We start from the raw sequence: 18,222 nt of genomic DNA on the forward strand, positions 1-18,222 counted from the left end.
ATTTAAAATGTGATTGTATAAAAAATAATATTAATTTTTACTTAATTTAAGTAAAAATAAAGTTTATATTTCCAAAATTTGAATTTCATTTTCCAAACAATAAACTATAAAAGCACGCACTTTATCTTTTTTCAAAATTTCACTAATGGCGATCTTATAAGTTCTTACCTGCTCTTTATGTTTATCTTGCATAGCAAGACCTGTTTTATAATCAATTATGAAAGCTTCTTCATCTTTTAAGGCAAGCAAGTCTAATTGTTTAATTTCTCCATTAAAACTCAAAGCTTGTTCTTTTAAAAGCTTTCCATCACCAATCAAATTTTGAAATTGAGTATTTTTAAGTAAAATTTCAATTCTTTTAAAAAGCTTTTCAAAATCACTCTCATCTAAAAAATGTCTAAATTTGCTCTTGCATCTTTGAGTAAGCATTTGAAAATTTTCACCCTTAGGAAGTTTTAAATTTTGCATAAAAAAGTGAAAAGCATTTCCAAAATATAGCTCTTTACTATCAAGCTTTTCTTCGCTTTGAACTTCTTGTGGGCTAATTTTTTCAAATTTTTGTAAAGCTTGAATACTTTCTTTTTTAACACTTAAAATTTGTTCTTTGCTTTCTAAAAAACCTCTCTCTTGAGAGTGTATATTTAAAAATCCCCCCTTAAAATAACTTGGATAATTTCCATTTACACTTTCTTCATTTCTTTTTATGATAATCAAACTTTCCTTAGCTCTTGTAAAAGCCACATAAAGTTTATTAATATCATCTTCATAATTTGCTCTTGTAATATTTTCTTTAAAAAGAGTATAAATAGGCTCTTTAGTAAGCTCTCGAATTTTATCTTTAATATAGAGTTGCCAACCTTGATTGATATCATATTCAAGCATGATATCTTCATTGTTTGAATTGTTTTTAGATAAACTATCAAGCAAAATCACATGATCAAATTCCAAACCCTTAGATTTATGCACACTCATAATACTAATACCCATATTTTGTTCGCTTACTATTTTCAAAGTACAAGGCTCAAATAAAAGCTTTAAAAAATTCTCCTTAGTTTTAGCATATTCGATAAATTGTATTAAAGCGATATCATTTAAATCAAGTTTTAATTCCTTTATTAAAAAAAGTACATTTTCCATAGCATTTTTTGAAAAATCAAGGGTGATTTTTCTCGGCTCAAAACCTAAAAGTTCTTTTAAAAATACCAAGTAAAATTCATCACCAAAAATACAATATTTAGCATATTCTAAAACAAGTCTTACGCTTGCTTTATTTTCAAGCAAAACATTGCTTTGAGTAAACGCAGGAATTTTTTGCTCTCTTAAAAAATCCAAAACCATATCTGCATCGCTATTTTTCCAACACAAAATACAAATATCATCATAAGAAATATTTTTAGATCTTAAAAAATTAATTTGCTCAAATAAAGTTTCTAAAGTCTTTTCCTTGATTTCTTGGGCTTGGTTTTTAACCTTTTGTTCTTTAGATTCCACAATACGCACAAAACCACCTTTTTTACTTTCTAAGGCAAATTGCTCTTTATAATCTTTGATTTTTTCTTTAAAAGTTTCATTAACAAAATCAACCAAAAGCTCTTTAGAACGATAATTAGTATTTAAACTATCACTTTTAATTTGACTAAATTCTTGTTTTAACAAATCAAATAATTCTTTTTTTCCTTTACGAAAGCGATAAATACTTTGTTTTTTATCTCCTACGTAAAAAAAAGTGCGATTTTTCTTAACTCCTTCTCCTGAAACAAGCTCAGCGATCAAAGGGCGTAAAATTTGATATTGAATCACGCTTGTATCTTGAAATTCATCAATAAGCAAATGCGAAATAAAACCATCTAAACGAAAATAAATCATATCCTTAAATTCACTGGTTATTAGCTCATAAACTTTTTTACTCACATCTTGAAAATTTAAGGTATTTTTATCTTTATGAAATATATTTTTAGCTTCACTATAATGATTTAAAAGATTCATTAAATTAGCAATTTTATAATTTTCAAGCTCTATGGCATAGGTATTTAAAGCATTTATAAGCTCGATTCTTTTTGTACTAAAATGCAAGTTAGTACTTTCTAAATCTTGTAAATATTTTGTACTTTCAAATTTTGTCATAAAACTTGATTGCATAAACACGGATAAATCTAAAACTTCACTTTTGAAATTGTCGCACAAATTTTTATAATTTTTTACATGAGTAAGACCCAAACAATAACTTCTTAACTCACTATAAGCTTTATTGATATAAGCTTTAGATGGATTTGGAATTTTAGGACGATTTTGAAAATAAGCATTCTCATAAAATTTTTCAAGCTCGTTAAAAAAATTTTCTTTCTCATCAACTAAATTAATATAATAAGCCAAATCTTTTAATTCATCTTTTTTAAGAAGTTTTAAAAAAATCTCTCTTACATCAAGCTTCTCTTCACTCATTGTAAAATCACTACTTAAGCCCAAATTTAAAGCAAAAACACGCAAAATTTTTCCGAAAAAAGCATCAAAAGTACTGATTTTTAACTCTGTTCTTAAAAATTCTTCTTTTTTAGCATCTCTTAAAGAAATAAGCTCTTCTTTATCTTTACCTAAAAGCTTGCAAAGTTCATTGCATTCACTGGTTTTATTTTCTTTTTCTAAATTTAAAAAAGTCTCAATAATTCTTTTTTGCATTTCATTAGCAGCTTTTTTGGTAAAAGTTAAAGCTAAAATTTCATTAATCCTAGCTCCTTTTAAAATAAGTGCTACAAAACGCACACTCAAGGCAAAGGTTTTTCCGCTTCCCGCACTCGCTTCTAATGCCAAAAAAGGCTCAAATTGACTCATTTTAATTCCTTTTTATAAATGAGTTTATAAGGACAGTACTCATCTTGTTCATTTTCAAACTCTATTTCTTCCTTGCTCATAAGAACTAAGTCTTTAAGTCTTTCTCTCAGCTCATCTAAACTTTTAGCTTTTTGGTGCAATATTTGCATACTATTTAAATCATAAAAACCTACGCTTGCATTTTCATCATATAAGGCTTGGTAAAAAGCAAGTTGATAAGAATTACTTGGTACTTTTCCACTTTTATAATCAATGACCAAATTACCTTCTTTTGAACTATCGATACGATCTATAGTGCCCTTAAGTTTTATACTATCTGCTCCAAGCTTTAAAATATTGTTTAACTCAAGCTCTGTATGTGCGACATAAAAGCCTTTTGAAAAATGCTCTTTTTCGTTTTTAGCAAATTGTATAAATTTTAATTTAAATACTTCAAGATCAAGTTCACTGATATTGTATTTTTGATATTCTTTATCCAATAAATTTGTAAAAACTTTTATATCAAAATCATTATTTGCATAATTTTTATAATAAATTTCAAGCATTTTATGGATGAAATTTCCTTGATTTTTCGCTTTGCTTTCCTCGCTTAAAACCCTAGGTTCTGCTAAATTTAAAATATAACGATAATAATAAGTTCTTTTTTGATTTTCCAATAAATTAAAACGACTAAAAGAAAGCGAAAACTCGAAAGGATTATGCTTTAAAATAGGAGCTTTTATAGGAGTTAGATTAGGTTTTATACCTTCATAGTCTAATTTTAAAGCATTAAGATAAGCTTTTTGGTGGATATGAGTTTCATAAAAAAAGTCAAAATCAAGTTCATCTAAAAAACGTGATTTGCTTTTTTCTTCATTTTCCACAAAGCAAATACTTACTTCTAAAGCATTCTTCATCAAGCTTTCATAATAAAATCTTTGTAAATTTTCTCTTCTATCATAGCTAATCAATCCTGCTTTTTTACGCACTTCATTGTTTAAAAAAAGTTCATTAACACTTCTTTTGGGAATAAATTCTTCATTAAAATCAACCAAAATCACCCCATCAAAACAAAGCCCACGACTTTCTAAAAGTCCCATTACCGTAACCTTACCTCCACCTACATCACTAAGGGAAAGTTGTGAAATTTGCATGAAAAAAAGATGAATCAACTCTTTAAGAGTTAAAGACTGATTTTTTAATAAATCTTTAATAAAATAAAGTTCTTTTCGTATCAAATAAATAAGTTCTTGCTTTTCATTTTCTAAAAATAAAGCAAGTAATTTTTCAAAATATTCAAAATCACATTTCTCATCAAAATACTTTTTAAACTCTATAAAATCAAGCTTTAAAGAATGTAAAAGTGTATTGTGATAATCAAAAATCATCTGCGTATCTTCAAAATAATCCTCTTGATTTTTATAAACAAAAGAAGCACTACTAGCACTTTCATAAAGTGCTTGAAATTTTTGATAAAATAAACTTTCTTTAATACTAATCCCACTTGCAAAATTAAGCATATTGTCTTTATCAAAAAGCCTTAAAAACTCACAAAAACTTTCATCTGGAGTTATAACTACAATATTTTCAGGCTTTAAACCTTTGCGTACAAAATGCGAAATTTCATCCATAACAAAGGCGCATTGTAAAGCCCTTAATTCAAAAGATTTGAGTTTAATTTTTGAATTTTTTGTTTTAAAAATTTCTTCTTTTAAGATCTCTTGTTTTGAAAGATTGATTTCATAATGAGTGTTTATTTTTAAATCAAATGTTTTTAAAAAATCAAGTTTTAAAAGATATTCGAGATTAAATTTACTTGTTTTAAAACTTAAAACCACTTCTTTAATCTGAGAAATTTCACTTAATAAATTTTCTTCAAATTTACTCAAAAAACCTTGCAAATCATAAACTATAGCTTCATACTCATCTAAAAAATCTTTATTAAGAGTGTAATTTTTAGGCAAAGAAAGATCATCATAAAAAGATTTCTTTTCAAGCAAAGCAAGATAATTCTTATATACCTCATCTAAAATTTCTAAATGTTCATTATAGGTGGCATAATAATCATTATTTTTAAGATCTTCTATGCTTTTTTTTTCTAAACTAAGTTCTTTGAAAAAGGAAAAAAGATATTCGTTGTTTTTCAAAAAAGCAAAAAATTCTACCGAAATTCCTAGTTTTTTTTCTAAATCCTTACTTTTTAGACAAGCTTCTTGCATTAAAAGCAAGCTTTCATAAGAACTTGCCTTATGAAAATTACTCAAACAAACTTTATCTAAAAATTCACCTATATGAGTAGCACTATCTAATAAAGCATTTTGCTGTTTTTTTTGGTTATAATACTCTCTAATTTGTCTTGAAGAACTAAAAATTCTTAATTTCATTGAGCATTTAATTCGTAGCTAAAAAAACCCACTGTTTCTTGATTTGCATAAAACTTTAGCTTAAGCTCCCATCTACCTTTATCTAATTTAGGCAAAGCGATACTTAAAATTCCATTTTTAACTTGTCCTTCTAACTTTTGATCAAAATTTTTAGTGAATGGTCTTGTAAGAAGAACTTGAACTTTTAAATCATCAGAATTTATATTTTGTAATGCAGAAATTTTAAAATTTGCAACATAGGAATTTTGATCCACTTCATAACTAGGAATTTTTCTTTTACCTATAAAAGTGATTTTATCATTTTGAAAATTTACTTTAAAAAATTTATCAAAATTTACTTGTTGTTTTTGTATTTGATTGTAATTATTTTCAACATTTTGATAAGAGTCAAAATAAAAATCATCCTCATATACAGGATGGTGACTTGCTATAAAAATCGTTACAATACAAGCAATAATTATAGCCAAAAGTGAAAGCAAAATACCATAAGGCCAAAAACTTCTTTTAGTTTCTAACATTTTTTTTCCTCTTTATTCTTCTTTGTGCATAGTATAACAATGCAAAGCAAATAAATCCATAGATAAGTATTCTTAAGATATTGATAGTATCACGATTTGCATTACCTATAGAATGTTCTAATTGTAATCCCAAGGATTTTGCCACACGATCTACAATATCTGCATAACCATTAAGTATAGCAGCATTATAAATATCACCTTTATTTGTAGCTAATATCGGCAAAATAGATCCTGTTCCAGGATAAGGACTAAGCACGGATTCTTTATCAATCAAAGCTAAAGCACCTTTTGAGCCCACTATATCAACTTTGTGAGAATTTTTTGACAAAAGAAGCAATATATAAGATTGAGGAAGTTCTTTTTGTTTATTTAATAAAGTTTCAATTTCAGTTTCATCACCAACCATAACGCCGATAAAAATATTACTTTTTTGGTAAAGCTCTTTTCCTATAAGATTAATTTCATTACTTACTTTTTGACTTAAAATATTTTCATTAAAAAGTACAGCATCAAGAGCAAAAACCCTAGAAGGCAATAAAACAAAGAAAAAGATGGCTAAAAAAAAGCCATCTTGTAATATTTTTTTCATCCTATATGAAGATGATTTACAGTTAAAACCGACCAAGCGGTGATTGCAGCAGCAACAACTAAACCAATAACAATTAAATATTCCAAAGCCTTACTCATTGTGCTTCCTTTATACTTCTATGATCTTGTTCTTTTGAACCAAACATCTTTACACTTTGTGCATTTTTAAGACTATATGGCTTTTGCATCACTTCTTGCTGAGCTTTAAGACCCCAAATAGTTAAAACTACTAAGATAGCAAGTAATAAAACCGTAGCAATTAACATACCTGTAACACCTGAAAGAGAAAACACGCATCTATTATTATTTTCCATCATTCACCCCTTGAAAGAGAAATTACATACTCGCCAACAGCTTCTTTTTGAATATCATTAAGTGTTGGAAAACTCGGCATTGTTCCTATAAAACCAGCCTTACCACTATGTAAAACATCTACTACAAAAGCTGTAGAACCGTATTTTGTAAGATCTGGGAACATTCCATCTTGACCTTTTCCATCTTCTCCATGGCATGCTGCACAAGTTGCATAAGCTTCTTTACCTTTTGCTACTAAATTTTCATTTGCAGTTTTCTTAATAGCTGAAAGATCTTTTGCTACATAAGCAGCAATAGCAGGGATATCTTCTTCTGCCACACCTAAATCAGCAGCACCAAGCATTTCTCCACCTGGAAAATTCATACCTTTTGAACCATGTTTAATTACATTGATTATACCTTCTTCGCTACCCCAAATATTTAAATTTTGAGCTTTACCATTGATACCATCGCCTGTAATTCCATGACAAGCTGAACACTGAACTAAAAAGATATTTTGACCCATTGCTATTTTATCTTCAGGAGATAAATTTTTAAATTTTTCTTCGAATTTTGTATTATGAGTTGCTACTTCTTCATTGTATTGACCTATACTTGAAAAAGAATTTAAAGGATATCCCCATAGAAAATACCAAATAGCCCAAACAATAGTCAGGAAAAATACCACAGCCCAACCAATAGGAACAGCATTTTTATACTCTCCTATTCCATCCCAACTATGTTCACTAAGCTCTGACTCGCCCTTTTTTTCTTTCATTTGCTTAAACATTCTACTCACAATAACTAGTGTGATTAAAATGATAAGAATAGCTCCAATTAAAGATAAGAGATTAACATTGTCTTCTAAATTTAACCATTGCATTAAGCACTCCTTTTACTTTCTAATACACTATCATCAATATCATCTTTTAAGGCAAGGTTTGCATAATTTTCATAATTTCTCTCACCTTTTTTTTCTGTTCTATATAAATGATACCAATACGCATATAATACTATTGACAAAAACATCACGAGTGCAAAAAAACCATAACCTTGAAAAATCTCCCACTCATGTTTTTGAACTGTTGCTAAATCAAATGTGATTAAATTTTTAATCACATCAAAAACTATTGATAAATGTTCCATCATCTTACTTTAAGCTATTTAAATAAGCGATCAAAGCAACTATTTCTTTGATTTCACCTTTAGCAAAAGCATCTTTTACTTCTTGATTTTTCATTTGATCAACTATAGCCTGAGCTTCAGCTTTTACTTCAGCTTGCGCATCCTCCCAAGAACCAAGTTTTGTTCCATTTTCTGTATCATAAGGAACATTGAAAACTTTTTTCACGGTTAAAGCCTCAGCATAAGCAGTTTCAATATCTGCATTATTTTTAAACATATGCTTATATGAAGGCATAATAGAATCTGGAACAACAGAAGTAGGATCCCACATATGATTTTCATGCCAATCAGCTGTTCTATAATTTCCTACACGAGCAAGATCAGGTCCTGTTCTTTTTGAACCCCAAAGAAAAGGTCTATCATAAGCAAATTCACCACTTACAGAATACATACCATAACGATCTGTTTCTGATTTAAATGGACGAATAAGCTGTGAATGACAAGCATTACAACTATCTTTAATATATACTGCACGCCCTGCAAGTTGTAAAACCGTATAAGGTTTTTTACCTTCAATTGGTCTTGCATTTTCTGCAAAATTTGGTAAAACTTCAACTATGCCTGCATAAGCAATCACTACAAAAACAGCTACAGCAAAAAAGAATGGATTTTTTTCTAACCAACTAAACATATTTTCTCCTTTTTATGCTGCCATAGGCGAAGCGCTTTTTGGTTCTTTATCAAGCACTCTTCCACAAGCAATTGTTTTGTAAATATTATAAGTAAACATAAAGAAACCGATAAGATACAACAATCCACCAATCGCTCTAATCCAATAATAAGGAATAATAGCCACAACAGTATCAATAAAGCTATAAAGCAAGTTACCATACTCATCTGTCGCTCTCCACATCATACCTTGAGTAATACCCGCAATCCACATTGAAGCAAAATAAAGAACTATACCTGTGGTTTGGATCCAAAATTGAGCTTCCATTAAAGATTTACTATAAAGCTCTCTTTTGAAAACTCTAGGAGTCATATGATAAAGAGCAGCCATAGTCATAAATCCTACCCAACCTAATGTTCCATCATGAACATGTCCTGGAATCCAATCTGTAAAGTGTGCTAAAGCATTAACAGACTTAATTGAAAGAATTGGCCCTTCAAGTGTTGAGAACATATAGAAAGTTGATGCCAGAATCATAAATTTAATCAATGGACTCTCGCGAAGCTGGCTCCACTCACCTTTCATAGTAAGTAAGATATTAATCGCTGAACCCCAAGAAGGTAAAATCAATACTATAGAGAAAACCGAACCCATAGTTTGCATCCAATCAGGTACAGTTGAATAAATCAAATGGTGACCACCTGCCCAAAGATAAACAAACATTAAGCCCCAAAATGCAAATAAAGAGAGTTTATAAGAGAAAATCGGCTGACCACTTTCTTTTGGCAAGAAGTAATAAATTTGGGCAATAATACCCACAGTAAATACAAATGCCACAGCATTATGTCCATACCACCATTGTACTAAAGCATCATTTGTTCCTGCATACATTGATACACTATGCCACCATTTACCCATTCCAGTAACAAAATAAGTTGGTACTTCCATGTTGTTAAAAAGATAAAGCATAGCTATACCTAAAAATGTAGCTATATAATACCATAAAGAAATATAAAGAGTTTTTTCACGGCGAATTCCAATAAGTCCAAAAATACTTACACCCCATAAAACCCAAACAAGAACAACAAGAATATCTAAAGGCCACTCAAGCTCTGCATATTCTTTAGATGTAGTCACACCCATAAACAAAGATATAACAGCTAAAACCATAGTAAGCACATAAAGCCAAAAATGAAGCTTACCAACAGCCATTAAAAATCTTGACTCAGCCATACTTACCTTAAGAACACGCTGACCTATATAATACCAAGTTGCCCAAATCCCTGAAAGCATAAAACCAAAAATCACACCTGAAGTATGAAGTGGTCTAAGTCTTGAAAAAGTAGCATATTCTCCTGCTAAATAATTTAAGTTAGGATATGCCATTTGAAAAGCTATAAGAGTTCCTATAGCCATACCAACAATGCCAAACAATACGGTTGTAAACATAAAATATCTTGCAACCGTATAGTCGTAATTTAATACATTACCTGGATGCATCGACTTTCTCCTTAAAATTTTTGATAATAAGAGAATATTATAGAATATTAATTATACATTTTTTCTTAAAAATGATAATTTTGTTAATCATTTGTTATGCTTTATATTTTAAGGCTAAATCAGTCTTATTTATTGATATTTATCTTATAACCTAAACTTGGCACATTTTTTATAAAATCTTCACCCACTTTATCTCTTACTCTTTTAATAAAAGTTCTAACAGCAGTATCACTCACATGTTCACCTATCCAAACATTTTTCTTTATATCTTCATGCAAAACCAAAGCCCCAGGTTGCTTTAAAAGCAAAGAAATAAAAGCTAATTCTTTTTTAGTTAAAACAATTTCTTCACCATTGTAAATCAAAGTTCTTTTAGTTTTGTTAAATTGATATTCTTCAGAAATTTTTACAAGCATATTTGCTTCAATTTTTTCGCCTATTAGATAATCTAAAACTTTAAACAACTCTTCTATATCAACAGGTTTGATCAAATATTTATCTATACCAATATCAATAGAACGCAAAAGTCTCTCTTTCTCTGAATACGCACTAAGAACAACAATTGGGACATCATCTGAAATTTCCTTAATCTCTCTTGCCATATCAAGCCCATCCATAATAGGCATAGCAATATCTGTGATAACTAAATCCGGCTTAAATTTTTTAAATTTTTTAAGCCCCTCATCTCCATTTTGAGCTCCGATTACTTTACTAAAGCGTTCGCTTAATACATTAATCAATGATTCTCTAGTCTTAATTTCATCTTCAACTACTAATATTATCAATTCTTTACATTCTTGTGACATTTCTACTCTACCCTCTCTTTTAGTTTTAAAAATACCTCAAAACAAGCCCCATCTTTTCCATTCTTAACTTTTATTTTTCCTTGGAAACTTTCAATAATTTGTCTACTTATATAAAGTCCTACTCCTATACCCTGACTGGGATGTTTTGTTGTAAAATAAGGTTGAAAAATTTTATCTAAATTTTCTTTATCAATCCCACCAGCATTATCTTTTATTGTAATTTTCAGATAGTTTTTTCCAAATTTTGAAAAATTTATTGTTATGATTTTCCTTTTTTTGTTTTTAAATGCCTCTATTGAATTTAAAATCAAATTAAGAAAAACTCTTATTAAACCATTCTCATACGCCAAAACTTCATAATCACTTTTCGAAACAATATTAATATTTACATGATTTTTTTCTATAGTTTCAAAAGCAATTTCTAAGGCTTTATTTAAAGTCTCTTTTATAAATACACACTGCTCTACTCCTTTGTTAAACAAAGTTCTAAACACATCAATTGTTTCTGACATATTTTTAATCATATCTTTTGATTGTGAATAAATTTCAGCAAATCCTTTTTCATCTTTAAGATTTTGCTTCATTTGAAACATGGCAATACCAAGCTCATTTAACGGTTGTCTCCATTGATGTGCTATATCACTAATCATTTGTTCTAATGAAGATTTCAAAATCTCTTCATATGCTATTTTAATATCTTTTTCATTTTTTTCCAAGGCAATTTTCATTTTTTTCTCAAATTTTTTACCTAACTGTATAAATTCTTGTTGGTGATTTTTAACTGTATTTTCAAGATTAATACTTAATTCTCTTAATTTAGCGTGATTTAGAGCAAGCTCTTCATTAAGCTTAAAAGAATTACTGACATCATGAGAAAGCGCTACTATTTCTATTAATTCATTATTTTTATCCAATATGGGGATTAACAAAGTTTCAAGATAGAAGGTTTTGCCTAATTTATCAATATTTTTAAAAATAACCTGATAAGGCTTTTTATATGAAAGATCTTTTAAAAGCTTCTCAACATAACATTCATCAACATCTGGATGTTTAAATATTGAATGTTTTTTTCCTATAAGCTCTTTTTTGCTATATCCACTTATTTGACAAAGCTTATCACTGACAAAAATTAAATTTCCTTGCACATCAGCTCTTGAAAAAATTGTATTTTTTTCCAGAGCTTTAAAAAACTGATCTTTAAAAAAATCTTTCATTGAAAAGCCTTAAAACCTATATAGGCAAGATTTATACCGTAACAAACAATAATGCCATACGATAAATAATTAAACAAATTTTTCAAAAAATCACTAAAAAATTGTGAAATTTTAGAAAAAAATAACATCGCAGGTAAAGTTGATATTCCAAAAATCATCATTACCAAAATACCTTCAAAAATATTTTGCTTACTTATTGCATTGGCTATAAAAAAATACACCAATCCACAAGGAACAAAACCATTTGAAAATCCTAAAAATATAGCTGATTTTAATCCTTTAAAATTTTTAGATTTTTTAATAATTTTCTTTACAAAACTATCAAAAAAAACATTATTTTCAATAAAAGATAACACATTGCCTCTAAAAATAAGAGCAAAACCCAAAATCATCATAAATATACCAAGAATAAAAAATGACAAACTTTGAACCTTAGCATTGATTGCCAAGATATTCCCAAAAGTCCCAAAAATTATCCCTAAAACAATATAAGCAAAAATTCTAAACAAATGATAAATAAAAGTTAATAAAAATAAATTATTGCTTTTTGAATTTAAATTTATAAAAAGTAAATTAAAACCACCACACATAGAATAGCAGTGTCCAAAACTAGATAAAAAAGCAACGCTGATAATAGCTAAAAAATCTATACTCACATCAAATTCATAAATTCTTTAAAAATGTACTTACTTTCATGAGGACCTGAAGAACTTTCCGGGTGATGTTGCACTGAAATAATAGGATAGTCTTTATATCTTACTCCTTCAACATTATCGCCAAATAAATTTCTATGAGTGATATGAGCCACTTGAGCTAATTCTTCTGGAACATTATAATTATGATTTTGTGCGGTAATTTCTACCGTTTTTGTATCAAGATTGATCACAGGATGATTTGCTCCATGTTGTCCAAATTTCATTTTATAAGTTTCATATCCAAAAGCATTGCTTAAAAGCTGGTGACCTAAGCAAATTCCAAGCATAGGAATTTTAGCTTCTGCAAGTTTTTTAATCTCTGCAATCTCTTGTTTTAAAATTCTTGGCTCACCTGGACCATTAGAAAGAAACACACCTTGAATTTCACCTTTTTTATACAGAGCAATCAACTCACTTGCTTTAATATTATATGGATAAACTTCTACTTCAAAACCTACTTCTACGAGTTCATTTAAGATATTTGTTTTAACACCATAGTCTATAACAGCAACTTTTTTCTCGCCTCTTTTAGCGTCATTAAATTTTTGAAAACTAGCATTCCAAACGCCTTGTTTGTGAGAATAATTTTTCTTAGTGCTAACTTCTTTTACAAAATTTACTTCATCAATTTTTGCTGATTTTTCTAAGGCGATTTTTAAATCTTCTTTATTTGAAATTTCAGTTGAAATTACAGCTCTTAAATTGCCATTATTTCTTATCATTTTTACTAGATATCTCGTATCAAGTTCATAAATTCCTATTTTTCCATGTTTTTCAAGATAATCTTGCAGACTTTCTTTAGCGCGAAAATTTGAAAAACTGGAACTTAATTCACGCATTAAAACACCACTTGCAAAAATTTCCTTACTTTCATTATCATTTTCATTGGTTCCCACTATACCAATTTCTGGCATGGAAAATACGATAAATTGCCCTGCATAAGAAGGATCTGAAATAATTTCTTGATACCCTGTTAAAGAAGTATTAAATACAAGCTCTCCAAAAAAAGTACCACTCTTCCCAAAAGCCTTAGCACTTAAAAAAATATCATTTTCTAAATAAATATAAGCCTTCATTAAAACATACCTTTTTTTCTAAGCTCTTCTTGATAGAGTTTTTCAAAGATAAGATCGTATTCTTCGCTACCTGGAATAGGTTTTGTTTTATAATTACTAATTTTCTCATAAACCTCATCTTCAAGTTTTTCATAAATTTTAAGATAAGACTCTATGCTTGAAAAGATTAAATTTTTAACTCTATTTTCACTCACTATAAAATTAATATAATCATTCTCTACAAGTTCTTCTAAAATTTGATGCGCTAGATGATTATGTCTATCTTCAGAATCTAAAATCACATTAAATTCAGGAGCTAACTTTTTCTTCACAAGCCAAAACATATTTTTACGATCTACTTGCATAAGCTCCATTTCATCTTCTTGTTGCTCTAAAAGCTCTTTGACTCTTTCATCTAATTTTCTTTCATTTAGAATATCTTTCTCTAAAACTTCTATTATACATACCTTAAGCTTTTCTAACTGATCTTTAATTTCTACAAAAGAAGAATTAGCTATATCTAACATCATTTTATTTGCGATATAAGGAATATGTGGTAATTTTATACGCATCTTAAAAACCTTTTATTTAATAATGTTTAAAATAATAGCTTATTTTTGGTAAAAGAATGTTAAAAATGAAAAATTTTCATTTTTTTTAATCACCTAATTACTAGCATTATTATCTAAATTTTTCAAAAGTAAAGTAAGCTCGCTGGCTTTTTTTGGATCCATTTTAGATAAAACACCTGAAATTTTACGCGATTCCAAAGAAAGCATTATTTTGCTTGCATCCTCTGCATCCATTTGACTTAAAACATCTGCAATGGCTGCATCTTTCATTTGGGAGTAAATTTCTTTAACTCTACCTTGAGTTTTATCATTGATTGAATTTAAAATCTTTTGTTGTTCTTCTACAAGCCTTGCGTTTTCAAGTTTTAATTCTTCAATTTTTGCCAAAGTCGCATTAACCTCAGCCTCTTTTTTTTCTAAATTTTCAAGCCTTTCTTTTTGCAAAGCTTCAAAAGAGGCTTTATAAGCTTCTAAAGATTGTCTTGCTTCATCAAATTCTCTAGTTTGCAATTCAATTTGAGCTTTTCTAGCTTCAAAATACTGCTCACAATCTTGTTCAGCTCCAAAAACTACACTTGAAATAAAAACTAACAATATAAATTTTTTAATCATCTTTTTCCCCTTTGAAAAAACGACTGATTGCAATTTCATCTAAAAATTTTTCTTCAGCCTTCGCAAGTTCTTTTTGTTTTTGTTTAATTTCTTCAGTTTCCAAAGCCTTCATTTTTTCATAATCTAAATGCGCTTTTTGATATAAAAACTGATAATGGTTCATTTCTTTTTTAGAAAGTTCTACTTTCTCCTTAGCTCTTGCCAAAGCCTCGCGTCCTACTTGCGCCATACTTAAATTTGATCTTAACTCTGCTATAGATCCTGATTTTGGCAATACGCCTAAACTTTCACACTCTTGGCGTGAAAGTTCATAAGCTTTTTCATGTTCAAGCTGTCTTTGTTTGGCTTGATTAAGATTTGATTCTGCTTTATCAAGTTGTTGTTTTCTTACTTTTACAACAGAATTATATTTACTTTTCATAAGATGATAGTATCATCTCTTTCAGGGCTAGTGGAAATATACTTTACTTTAACCCCTGCAAGCTCTTCAAGTCTTGCTATATATTTTTTAGCATTTTCTGGCAATAAATCATAATCTTTTATACCAAAAACTTTATCCCAACCATCCATTTCTTCATAAATAGGTTGAACATTTTCTAAATCACTTGGTATATAGTCGATTTCCATGCCCTTATATTCATAAGCACGACAAATTTTTATCTTTTCAAAACCATCTAAAACATCAAGCTTCATCAAAGATAAAGCATCAAGACCATTAAGCCTTGCTGTATATCTTACAGCAACTGCATCGAACCATCCACAGCGTCTTTTACGTCCTGTGCTTACGCCAATTTCTTTTCCAATTTGTGCAATTTTTTCTCCATCTTCGCCCTTATCCTCAGTAGGAAAAGCTCCATTTCCCACACGCGTTGCATAAGCTTTTACAATACCTATAATATTTCCCGCTTCTTTAGGATTTAACCCAAGTCCTGTTAAAGCGCCTGCTGAAATAGTACTTGAACTTGTAACATAAGGATAAGTTCCATGATCAATATCAAGCATAGAACCCTGAGCTCCTTCTAAAAGTACTCTTTTATCTTCATCTAAAGCCTTCCAAAGCATTCTTGTAGTATCTGTAATATAAGGAGTTAAAATTTCATTAAAGCGTTTTAAATCAGCAAGCAATTCTTCAGCACTTGGAATTTCAATTTCAAGCATTTCAAAAAAAGTTTTATTAGCTTCAAAATCTTTCATCAAAGCCTCACAAAGTCTTTGTGGTTCTAAAAGCTCTCCAACTCTATGTCCTGTACGATTAATCTTATCTGCATAAGAAGGTCCTATACCCTTACCTGTTGTTCCTATGGCATTTTTGCCTTTGAGTTTTTCTTTTGCAATGTCTATTAAAGAATGATGTTTTAAATTTAAATGAGCTCTATCACTGATATATAATCTACCTTTTAAATTTTCAAATTGAGCCATTTCAGCAATCAATACTTCAGGAGAAACCACAACTCCATTTCCGATAATATTAATACATCTTGGATGCAAAACTCCACTTGGCATAAGATGAAGCGCATATCTTACACCATTTACCCAAATCGTATGTCCTGCATTGTGTCCACCTGCACTTCTGCAAACAAAATCATAATTTTCACATAATTTATCAACTACCTTACCTTTTCCTTCATCGCCCCATTGAATGCCGACAATAATATCTGCTTTGCTCATAAAAATTTCCTTGATTTTACTTTAATATTGGCGAGAAGATGAGAGAATCGAACTCCCCAAAGAATAGTCAACTATCCTTTCATCTGATTTGAAGTCAGTGGCGATCACCAGATACGCTAATCTTCCAAAGCGATAATTATAGCGATTTTTAATGAAAAACAAAATAAATTTATCAATATTCTTTTTGACTTCATATTAAATTTAAGCTATAATCTCACTCTTTTTTAGCATCAAGTTTTGATGATTACATTTTTAGGATCTTTCTTTGAATTCTTTTAAACAAAAATATTTAATCAATTTTTGGGACAATTCCCGTTCTATGATTGCACTTGGAATTTTAAGTGCAGTGTATTTTGGGATTTTTGGTGGCGTTTGGGCTGTTACTGGAGAAATGACGCGTTGGGGCGGTGAATTTCTAGAACTTTTAGGTATGAATTTAGATGGATATTCTTATTACCAAAAGCAAAATTTAAATGGAACCCCTTTAACAAGAACTGATGGTATTATGCTCATAGGTATGTTTATAGGTTGTTTAGTAGCCGCACTTTTAGCTAACAAAGTCAAATTTCGTCTACCTGCTAGCAATATAAGAATTTTTCAAGCAATAGTAGGTGGAATTCTTTCAGGATATGGAGCAAGACTTGCGTTTGGATGTAATTTAGCTAATTTTTTTACAGGTTTACCTTATTTTTCTTTACACACTTGGCTTTTTACTGTTTTTATGGTTTTAGGAATTTATCTAGGAGTGAAAATTTGCAACACTTCCTTTTTTAAACCTAAAGCTAAATTAGAACGGGTAAATAAAGAAAATTTGCCGTTAAACAAGCAAAGTTTGCGTACAAAATTATATTTTAACTTAGGCATATTGCTTTTCATGGCCTTTTTAGTTTGGGTGTTTTATCTTGTTTTTACAAATGGCAATATCAGCACACAAAACAAACAAAGTCTTCTAGCTTTGGCACTGATTTTTGGTTTTGTTTTTGGCTTTATTATTTCTAGAGGGCAAATTTGTTTTACTTCTTGCTTTAGAGATTTGTTTTTATTTGGTAGAGATAATGCTATAAAAGGCGCATTAATCAGTATGATTATCGCCTCTTTAATCGCTTTTGCTTTTATCTTGCAAGGTCATACTAGCAAACTCATAGAACTTTCTCCTGCTGTAGCTGTAGGAGCATTTTTGTTTGGTTTTGGTATAGTTTTTGCCGGAGGTTGTGAGTGTGGTTGGGCTTATCGTGCCTTTGAAGGACAAAGTCATTTTATGATAGTAGGAATTGCAAATATAATAGGAACTATGATTTTAGCCTTAAGTTATGACTTTTTACCAAAAGCTTTTAAAGAAGGTATAAAAATCAATCTTTTAACTGAATTTGGCAATTTAAATGGATTTTTTATCAATCTTATTTTATTCATCTTAATGTTTGTTTTTGTAGTATTTTACAAAAAACACTTCTTTAAAAATCAACTTAAAGGATAAACAATGAAAATTACTTATAGTTTAAATTTGCAAGGTGAAGCTTGTCCTTATCCTGCTATAGCAACACTTGATGTCTTACCTAAGCTTCAAAGTGGAGAAATTTTAGAAGTACTTTGTGATTGTCCACAAAGTATCAATTCCATACCTCAAGATGCAAAAAACCGTGGTTTTAAAGTGCTTGAAATCGATCAAAGTGGACCCACGCTAAGATTTTTAATACAAAAGCCTTAAAAAAGGCT

The 18,222-nt window shown here is 29.4% G+C and carries 20 protein-coding genes and 1 tRNA gene; 2 read left to right on the plus strand and 19 right to left on the minus strand.

Features of this window, described 5'->3' with window-relative positions:
• Positions 1-63 precede the first annotated feature (63 nt).
• The 19 genes from ELQ12_RS06830 to ELQ12_RS06920 all read right to left on the minus strand — a co-directional run bounded on the left by ELQ12_RS06830 (position 64) and on the right by ELQ12_RS06920 (position 16,635).
• Positions 64-2,829 (minus strand): RecB-like helicase, encoded by a 2,766-nt coding sequence (locus ELQ12_RS06830; RefSeq protein WP_070261677.1) that lies wholly within the window; start codon positions 2,827-2,829, stop codon positions 64-66.
• Positions 2,826-5,192 carry a PD-(D/E)XK nuclease family protein gene (locus tag ELQ12_RS06835; RefSeq protein ID WP_070261676.1) on the minus strand — a complete coding sequence of 789 codons (2,367 nt, stop codon included), beginning with the start codon at positions 5,190-5,192 and terminating at the stop codon, positions 2,826-2,828. The genes ELQ12_RS06830 and ELQ12_RS06835 overlap by 4 nt, the downstream gene beginning before the upstream one ends.
• Complete coding sequence (locus ELQ12_RS06840; protein WP_002862138.1) at positions 5,189-5,710, minus strand: FixH family protein; 522 nt, start codon at positions 5,708-5,710, stop codon at positions 5,189-5,191. Before ELQ12_RS06840 ends, ELQ12_RS06835 begins: the two co-directional genes overlap by 4 nt.
• Positions 5,697-6,299, minus strand: a complete 603-nt coding sequence (locus tag ELQ12_RS06845) for a hypothetical protein (protein WP_002870878.1) — start codon at positions 6,297-6,299, stop codon at positions 5,697-5,699. The genes ELQ12_RS06840 and ELQ12_RS06845 overlap by 14 nt, the downstream gene beginning before the upstream one ends.
• The gene (locus ELQ12_RS06850; protein ID WP_002858872.1) at positions 6,296-6,397 is read right to left on the minus strand and encodes a hypothetical protein; all 102 of its coding nucleotides are present in this window, start codon (positions 6,395-6,397) and stop codon (positions 6,296-6,298) included. The genes ELQ12_RS06845 and ELQ12_RS06850 overlap by 4 nt, the downstream gene beginning before the upstream one ends.
• The gene (locus ELQ12_RS06855) at positions 6,394-6,615 is read right to left on the minus strand and encodes a DUF4006 family protein (RefSeq protein ID WP_079860551.1); all 222 of its coding nucleotides are present in this window, start codon (positions 6,613-6,615) and stop codon (positions 6,394-6,396) included. Before ELQ12_RS06855 ends, ELQ12_RS06850 begins: the two co-directional genes overlap by 4 nt.
• On the minus strand, positions 6,612-7,475 hold the full coding sequence (locus ELQ12_RS06860) for a cbb3-type cytochrome c oxidase N-terminal domain-containing protein (protein ID WP_070261675.1): 864 nt from the start codon (positions 7,473-7,475) through the stop codon (positions 6,612-6,614). Before ELQ12_RS06860 ends, ELQ12_RS06855 begins: the two co-directional genes overlap by 4 nt.
• A complete protein-coding gene (locus ELQ12_RS06865; protein WP_002851307.1) occupies positions 7,475-7,738 on the minus strand; it encodes a cytochrome c oxidase, cbb3-type, CcoQ subunit in 264 nt (87 codons plus the stop codon). The genes ELQ12_RS06860 and ELQ12_RS06865 overlap by 1 nt, the downstream gene beginning before the upstream one ends.
• Positions 7,739-7,742: 4 nt before the next feature.
• Positions 7,743-8,408, minus strand: a complete 666-nt coding sequence (gene ccoO, locus ELQ12_RS06870; RefSeq protein WP_002855439.1) for a cytochrome-c oxidase, cbb3-type subunit II — start codon at positions 8,406-8,408, stop codon at positions 7,743-7,745.
• Positions 8,409-8,420: 12 nt separating this feature from the next.
• Entirely contained in the window at positions 8,421-9,887 is a 1,467-nt protein-coding gene (gene ccoN / locus ELQ12_RS06875) for a cytochrome-c oxidase, cbb3-type subunit I (protein ID WP_070261674.1), read from the minus strand.
• Positions 9,888-10,012: 125 nt separating this feature from the next.
• Entirely contained in the window at positions 10,013-10,693 is a 681-nt protein-coding gene (gene bumR, locus ELQ12_RS06880; RefSeq protein ID WP_002862143.1) for a butyrate response regulator transcription factor BumR, read from the minus strand.
• Positions 10,694-10,695: 2 nt separating this feature from the next.
• The gene (gene bumS / locus ELQ12_RS06885; RefSeq protein ID WP_002862144.1) at positions 10,696-11,907 is read right to left on the minus strand and encodes a butyrate sensor histidiine kinase-like phosphatase BumS; all 1,212 of its coding nucleotides are present in this window, start codon (positions 11,905-11,907) and stop codon (positions 10,696-10,698) included.
• Positions 11,904-12,563, minus strand: coding sequence for a sulfite exporter TauE/SafE family protein (locus ELQ12_RS06890; RefSeq protein WP_070261673.1), 660 nt, complete (start codon positions 12,561-12,563; stop codon positions 11,904-11,906). Before ELQ12_RS06890 ends, bumS begins: the two co-directional genes overlap by 4 nt.
• On the minus strand, positions 12,560-13,678 hold the full coding sequence (gene carA / locus ELQ12_RS06895; RefSeq protein ID WP_134264667.1) for a glutamine-hydrolyzing carbamoyl-phosphate synthase small subunit: 1,119 nt from the start codon (positions 13,676-13,678) through the stop codon (positions 12,560-12,562). The genes ELQ12_RS06890 and carA overlap by 4 nt, the downstream gene beginning before the upstream one ends.
• A complete protein-coding gene (locus ELQ12_RS06900) occupies positions 13,678-14,229 on the minus strand; it encodes a DUF507 family protein (RefSeq protein WP_002851269.1) in 552 nt (183 codons plus the stop codon). Before ELQ12_RS06900 ends, carA begins: the two co-directional genes overlap by 1 nt.
• Before the next feature lie 93 nt (positions 14,230-14,322).
• Positions 14,323-14,841 (minus strand): MotE family protein, encoded by a 519-nt coding sequence (locus tag ELQ12_RS06905; protein WP_002851265.1) that lies wholly within the window; start codon positions 14,839-14,841, stop codon positions 14,323-14,325.
• Entirely contained in the window at positions 14,834-15,262 is a 429-nt protein-coding gene (locus tag ELQ12_RS06910; RefSeq protein WP_002880459.1) for a flagellar export protein FliJ, read from the minus strand. The genes ELQ12_RS06905 and ELQ12_RS06910 overlap by 8 nt, the downstream gene beginning before the upstream one ends.
• Positions 15,259-16,509 carry an adenylosuccinate synthase gene (locus ELQ12_RS06915; RefSeq protein ID WP_002862151.1) on the minus strand — a complete coding sequence of 417 codons (1,251 nt, stop codon included), beginning with the start codon at positions 16,507-16,509 and terminating at the stop codon, positions 15,259-15,261. The genes ELQ12_RS06910 and ELQ12_RS06915 overlap by 4 nt, the downstream gene beginning before the upstream one ends.
• A 28-nt stretch (positions 16,510-16,537) precedes the next feature.
• Positions 16,538-16,635, minus strand: a tRNA-Sec gene (locus tag ELQ12_RS06920).
• 139 nt (positions 16,636-16,774) lie between these two features.
• Between ELQ12_RS06920 and yedE the strand changes: the two genes are divergently transcribed.
• Together yedE and yedF are read left to right on the plus strand one after the other, a co-directional pair.
• A complete protein-coding gene (gene yedE / locus ELQ12_RS06925; RefSeq protein WP_044779981.1) occupies positions 16,775-17,983 on the plus strand; it encodes a selenium metabolism membrane protein YedE/FdhT in 1,209 nt (402 codons plus the stop codon).
• A 3-nt stretch (positions 17,984-17,986) separates the two neighbouring features.
• The gene (gene yedF / locus ELQ12_RS06930; RefSeq protein WP_002867050.1) at positions 17,987-18,214 is read left to right on the plus strand and encodes a sulfurtransferase-like selenium metabolism protein YedF; all 228 of its coding nucleotides are present in this window, start codon (positions 17,987-17,989) and stop codon (positions 18,212-18,214) included.
• Positions 18,215-18,222 lie beyond the last annotated feature (8 nt).

Source organism: Campylobacter sp. US25a (assembly GCF_004379075.1).
GTDB lineage: Bacteria > Campylobacterota > Campylobacteria > Campylobacterales > Campylobacteraceae > Campylobacter_D > Campylobacter_D jejuni.

Coding starts and splice junctions, on each gene's coding strand:
- ELQ12_RS06900 (WP_002851269.1), bottom strand. CDS start 14,229: ATGCGTATAAAATTACCACATATTCCTTATATCGCAAATAAAATGATG.
- ELQ12_RS06905 (WP_002851265.1), bottom strand. CDS start 14,841: ATGATTAAAAAATTTATATTGTTAGTTTTTATTTCAAGTGTAGTTTTT.
- ccoN (WP_070261674.1), bottom strand. CDS start 9,887: ATGCATCCAGGTAATGTATTAAATTACGACTATACGGTTGCAAGATAT.
- yedF (WP_002867050.1), top strand. CDS start 17,987: ATGAAAATTACTTATAGTTTAAATTTGCAAGGTGAAGCTTGTCCTTAT.
- ELQ12_RS06860 (WP_070261675.1), bottom strand. CDS start 7,475: ATGCAATGGTTAAATTTAGAAGACAATGTTAATCTCTTATCTTTAATT.
- ccoO (WP_002855439.1), bottom strand. CDS start 8,408: ATGTTTAGTTGGTTAGAAAAAAATCCATTCTTTTTTGCTGTAGCTGTT.
- ELQ12_RS06850 (WP_002858872.1), bottom strand. CDS start 6,397: ATGAGTAAGGCTTTGGAATATTTAATTGTTATTGGTTTAGTTGTTGCT.
- bumS (WP_002862144.1), bottom strand. CDS start 11,907: ATGAAAGATTTTTTTAAAGATCAGTTTTTTAAAGCTCTGGAAAAAAAT.
- ELQ12_RS06835 (WP_070261676.1), bottom strand. CDS start 5,192: ATGAAATTAAGAATTTTTAGTTCTTCAAGACAAATTAGAGAGTATTAT.
- bumR (WP_002862143.1), bottom strand. CDS start 10,693: ATGTCACAAGAATGTAAAGAATTGATAATATTAGTAGTTGAAGATGAA.
- ELQ12_RS06830 (WP_070261677.1), bottom strand. CDS start 2,829: ATGAGTCAATTTGAGCCTTTTTTGGCATTAGAAGCGAGTGCGGGAAGC.
- ELQ12_RS06865 (WP_002851307.1), bottom strand. CDS start 7,738: ATGGAACATTTATCAATAGTTTTTGATGTGATTAAAAATTTAATCACA.
- ELQ12_RS06855 (WP_079860551.1), bottom strand. CDS start 6,615: ATGATGGAAAATAATAATAGATGCGTGTTTTCTCTTTCAGGTGTTACA.
- carA (WP_134264667.1), bottom strand. CDS start 13,678: ATGAAGGCTTATATTTATTTAGAAAATGATATTTTTTTAAGTGCTAAG.
- ELQ12_RS06840 (WP_002862138.1), bottom strand. CDS start 5,710: ATGTTAGAAACTAAAAGAAGTTTTTGGCCTTATGGTATTTTGCTTTCA.
- ELQ12_RS06845 (WP_002870878.1), bottom strand. CDS start 6,299: ATGAAAAAAATATTACAAGATGGCTTTTTTTTAGCCATCTTTTTCTTT.
- ELQ12_RS06915 (WP_002862151.1), bottom strand. CDS start 16,509: ATGAGCAAAGCAGATATTATTGTCGGCATTCAATGGGGCGATGAAGGA.
- ELQ12_RS06910 (WP_002880459.1), bottom strand. CDS start 15,262: ATGAAAAGTAAATATAATTCTGTTGTAAAAGTAAGAAAACAACAACTT.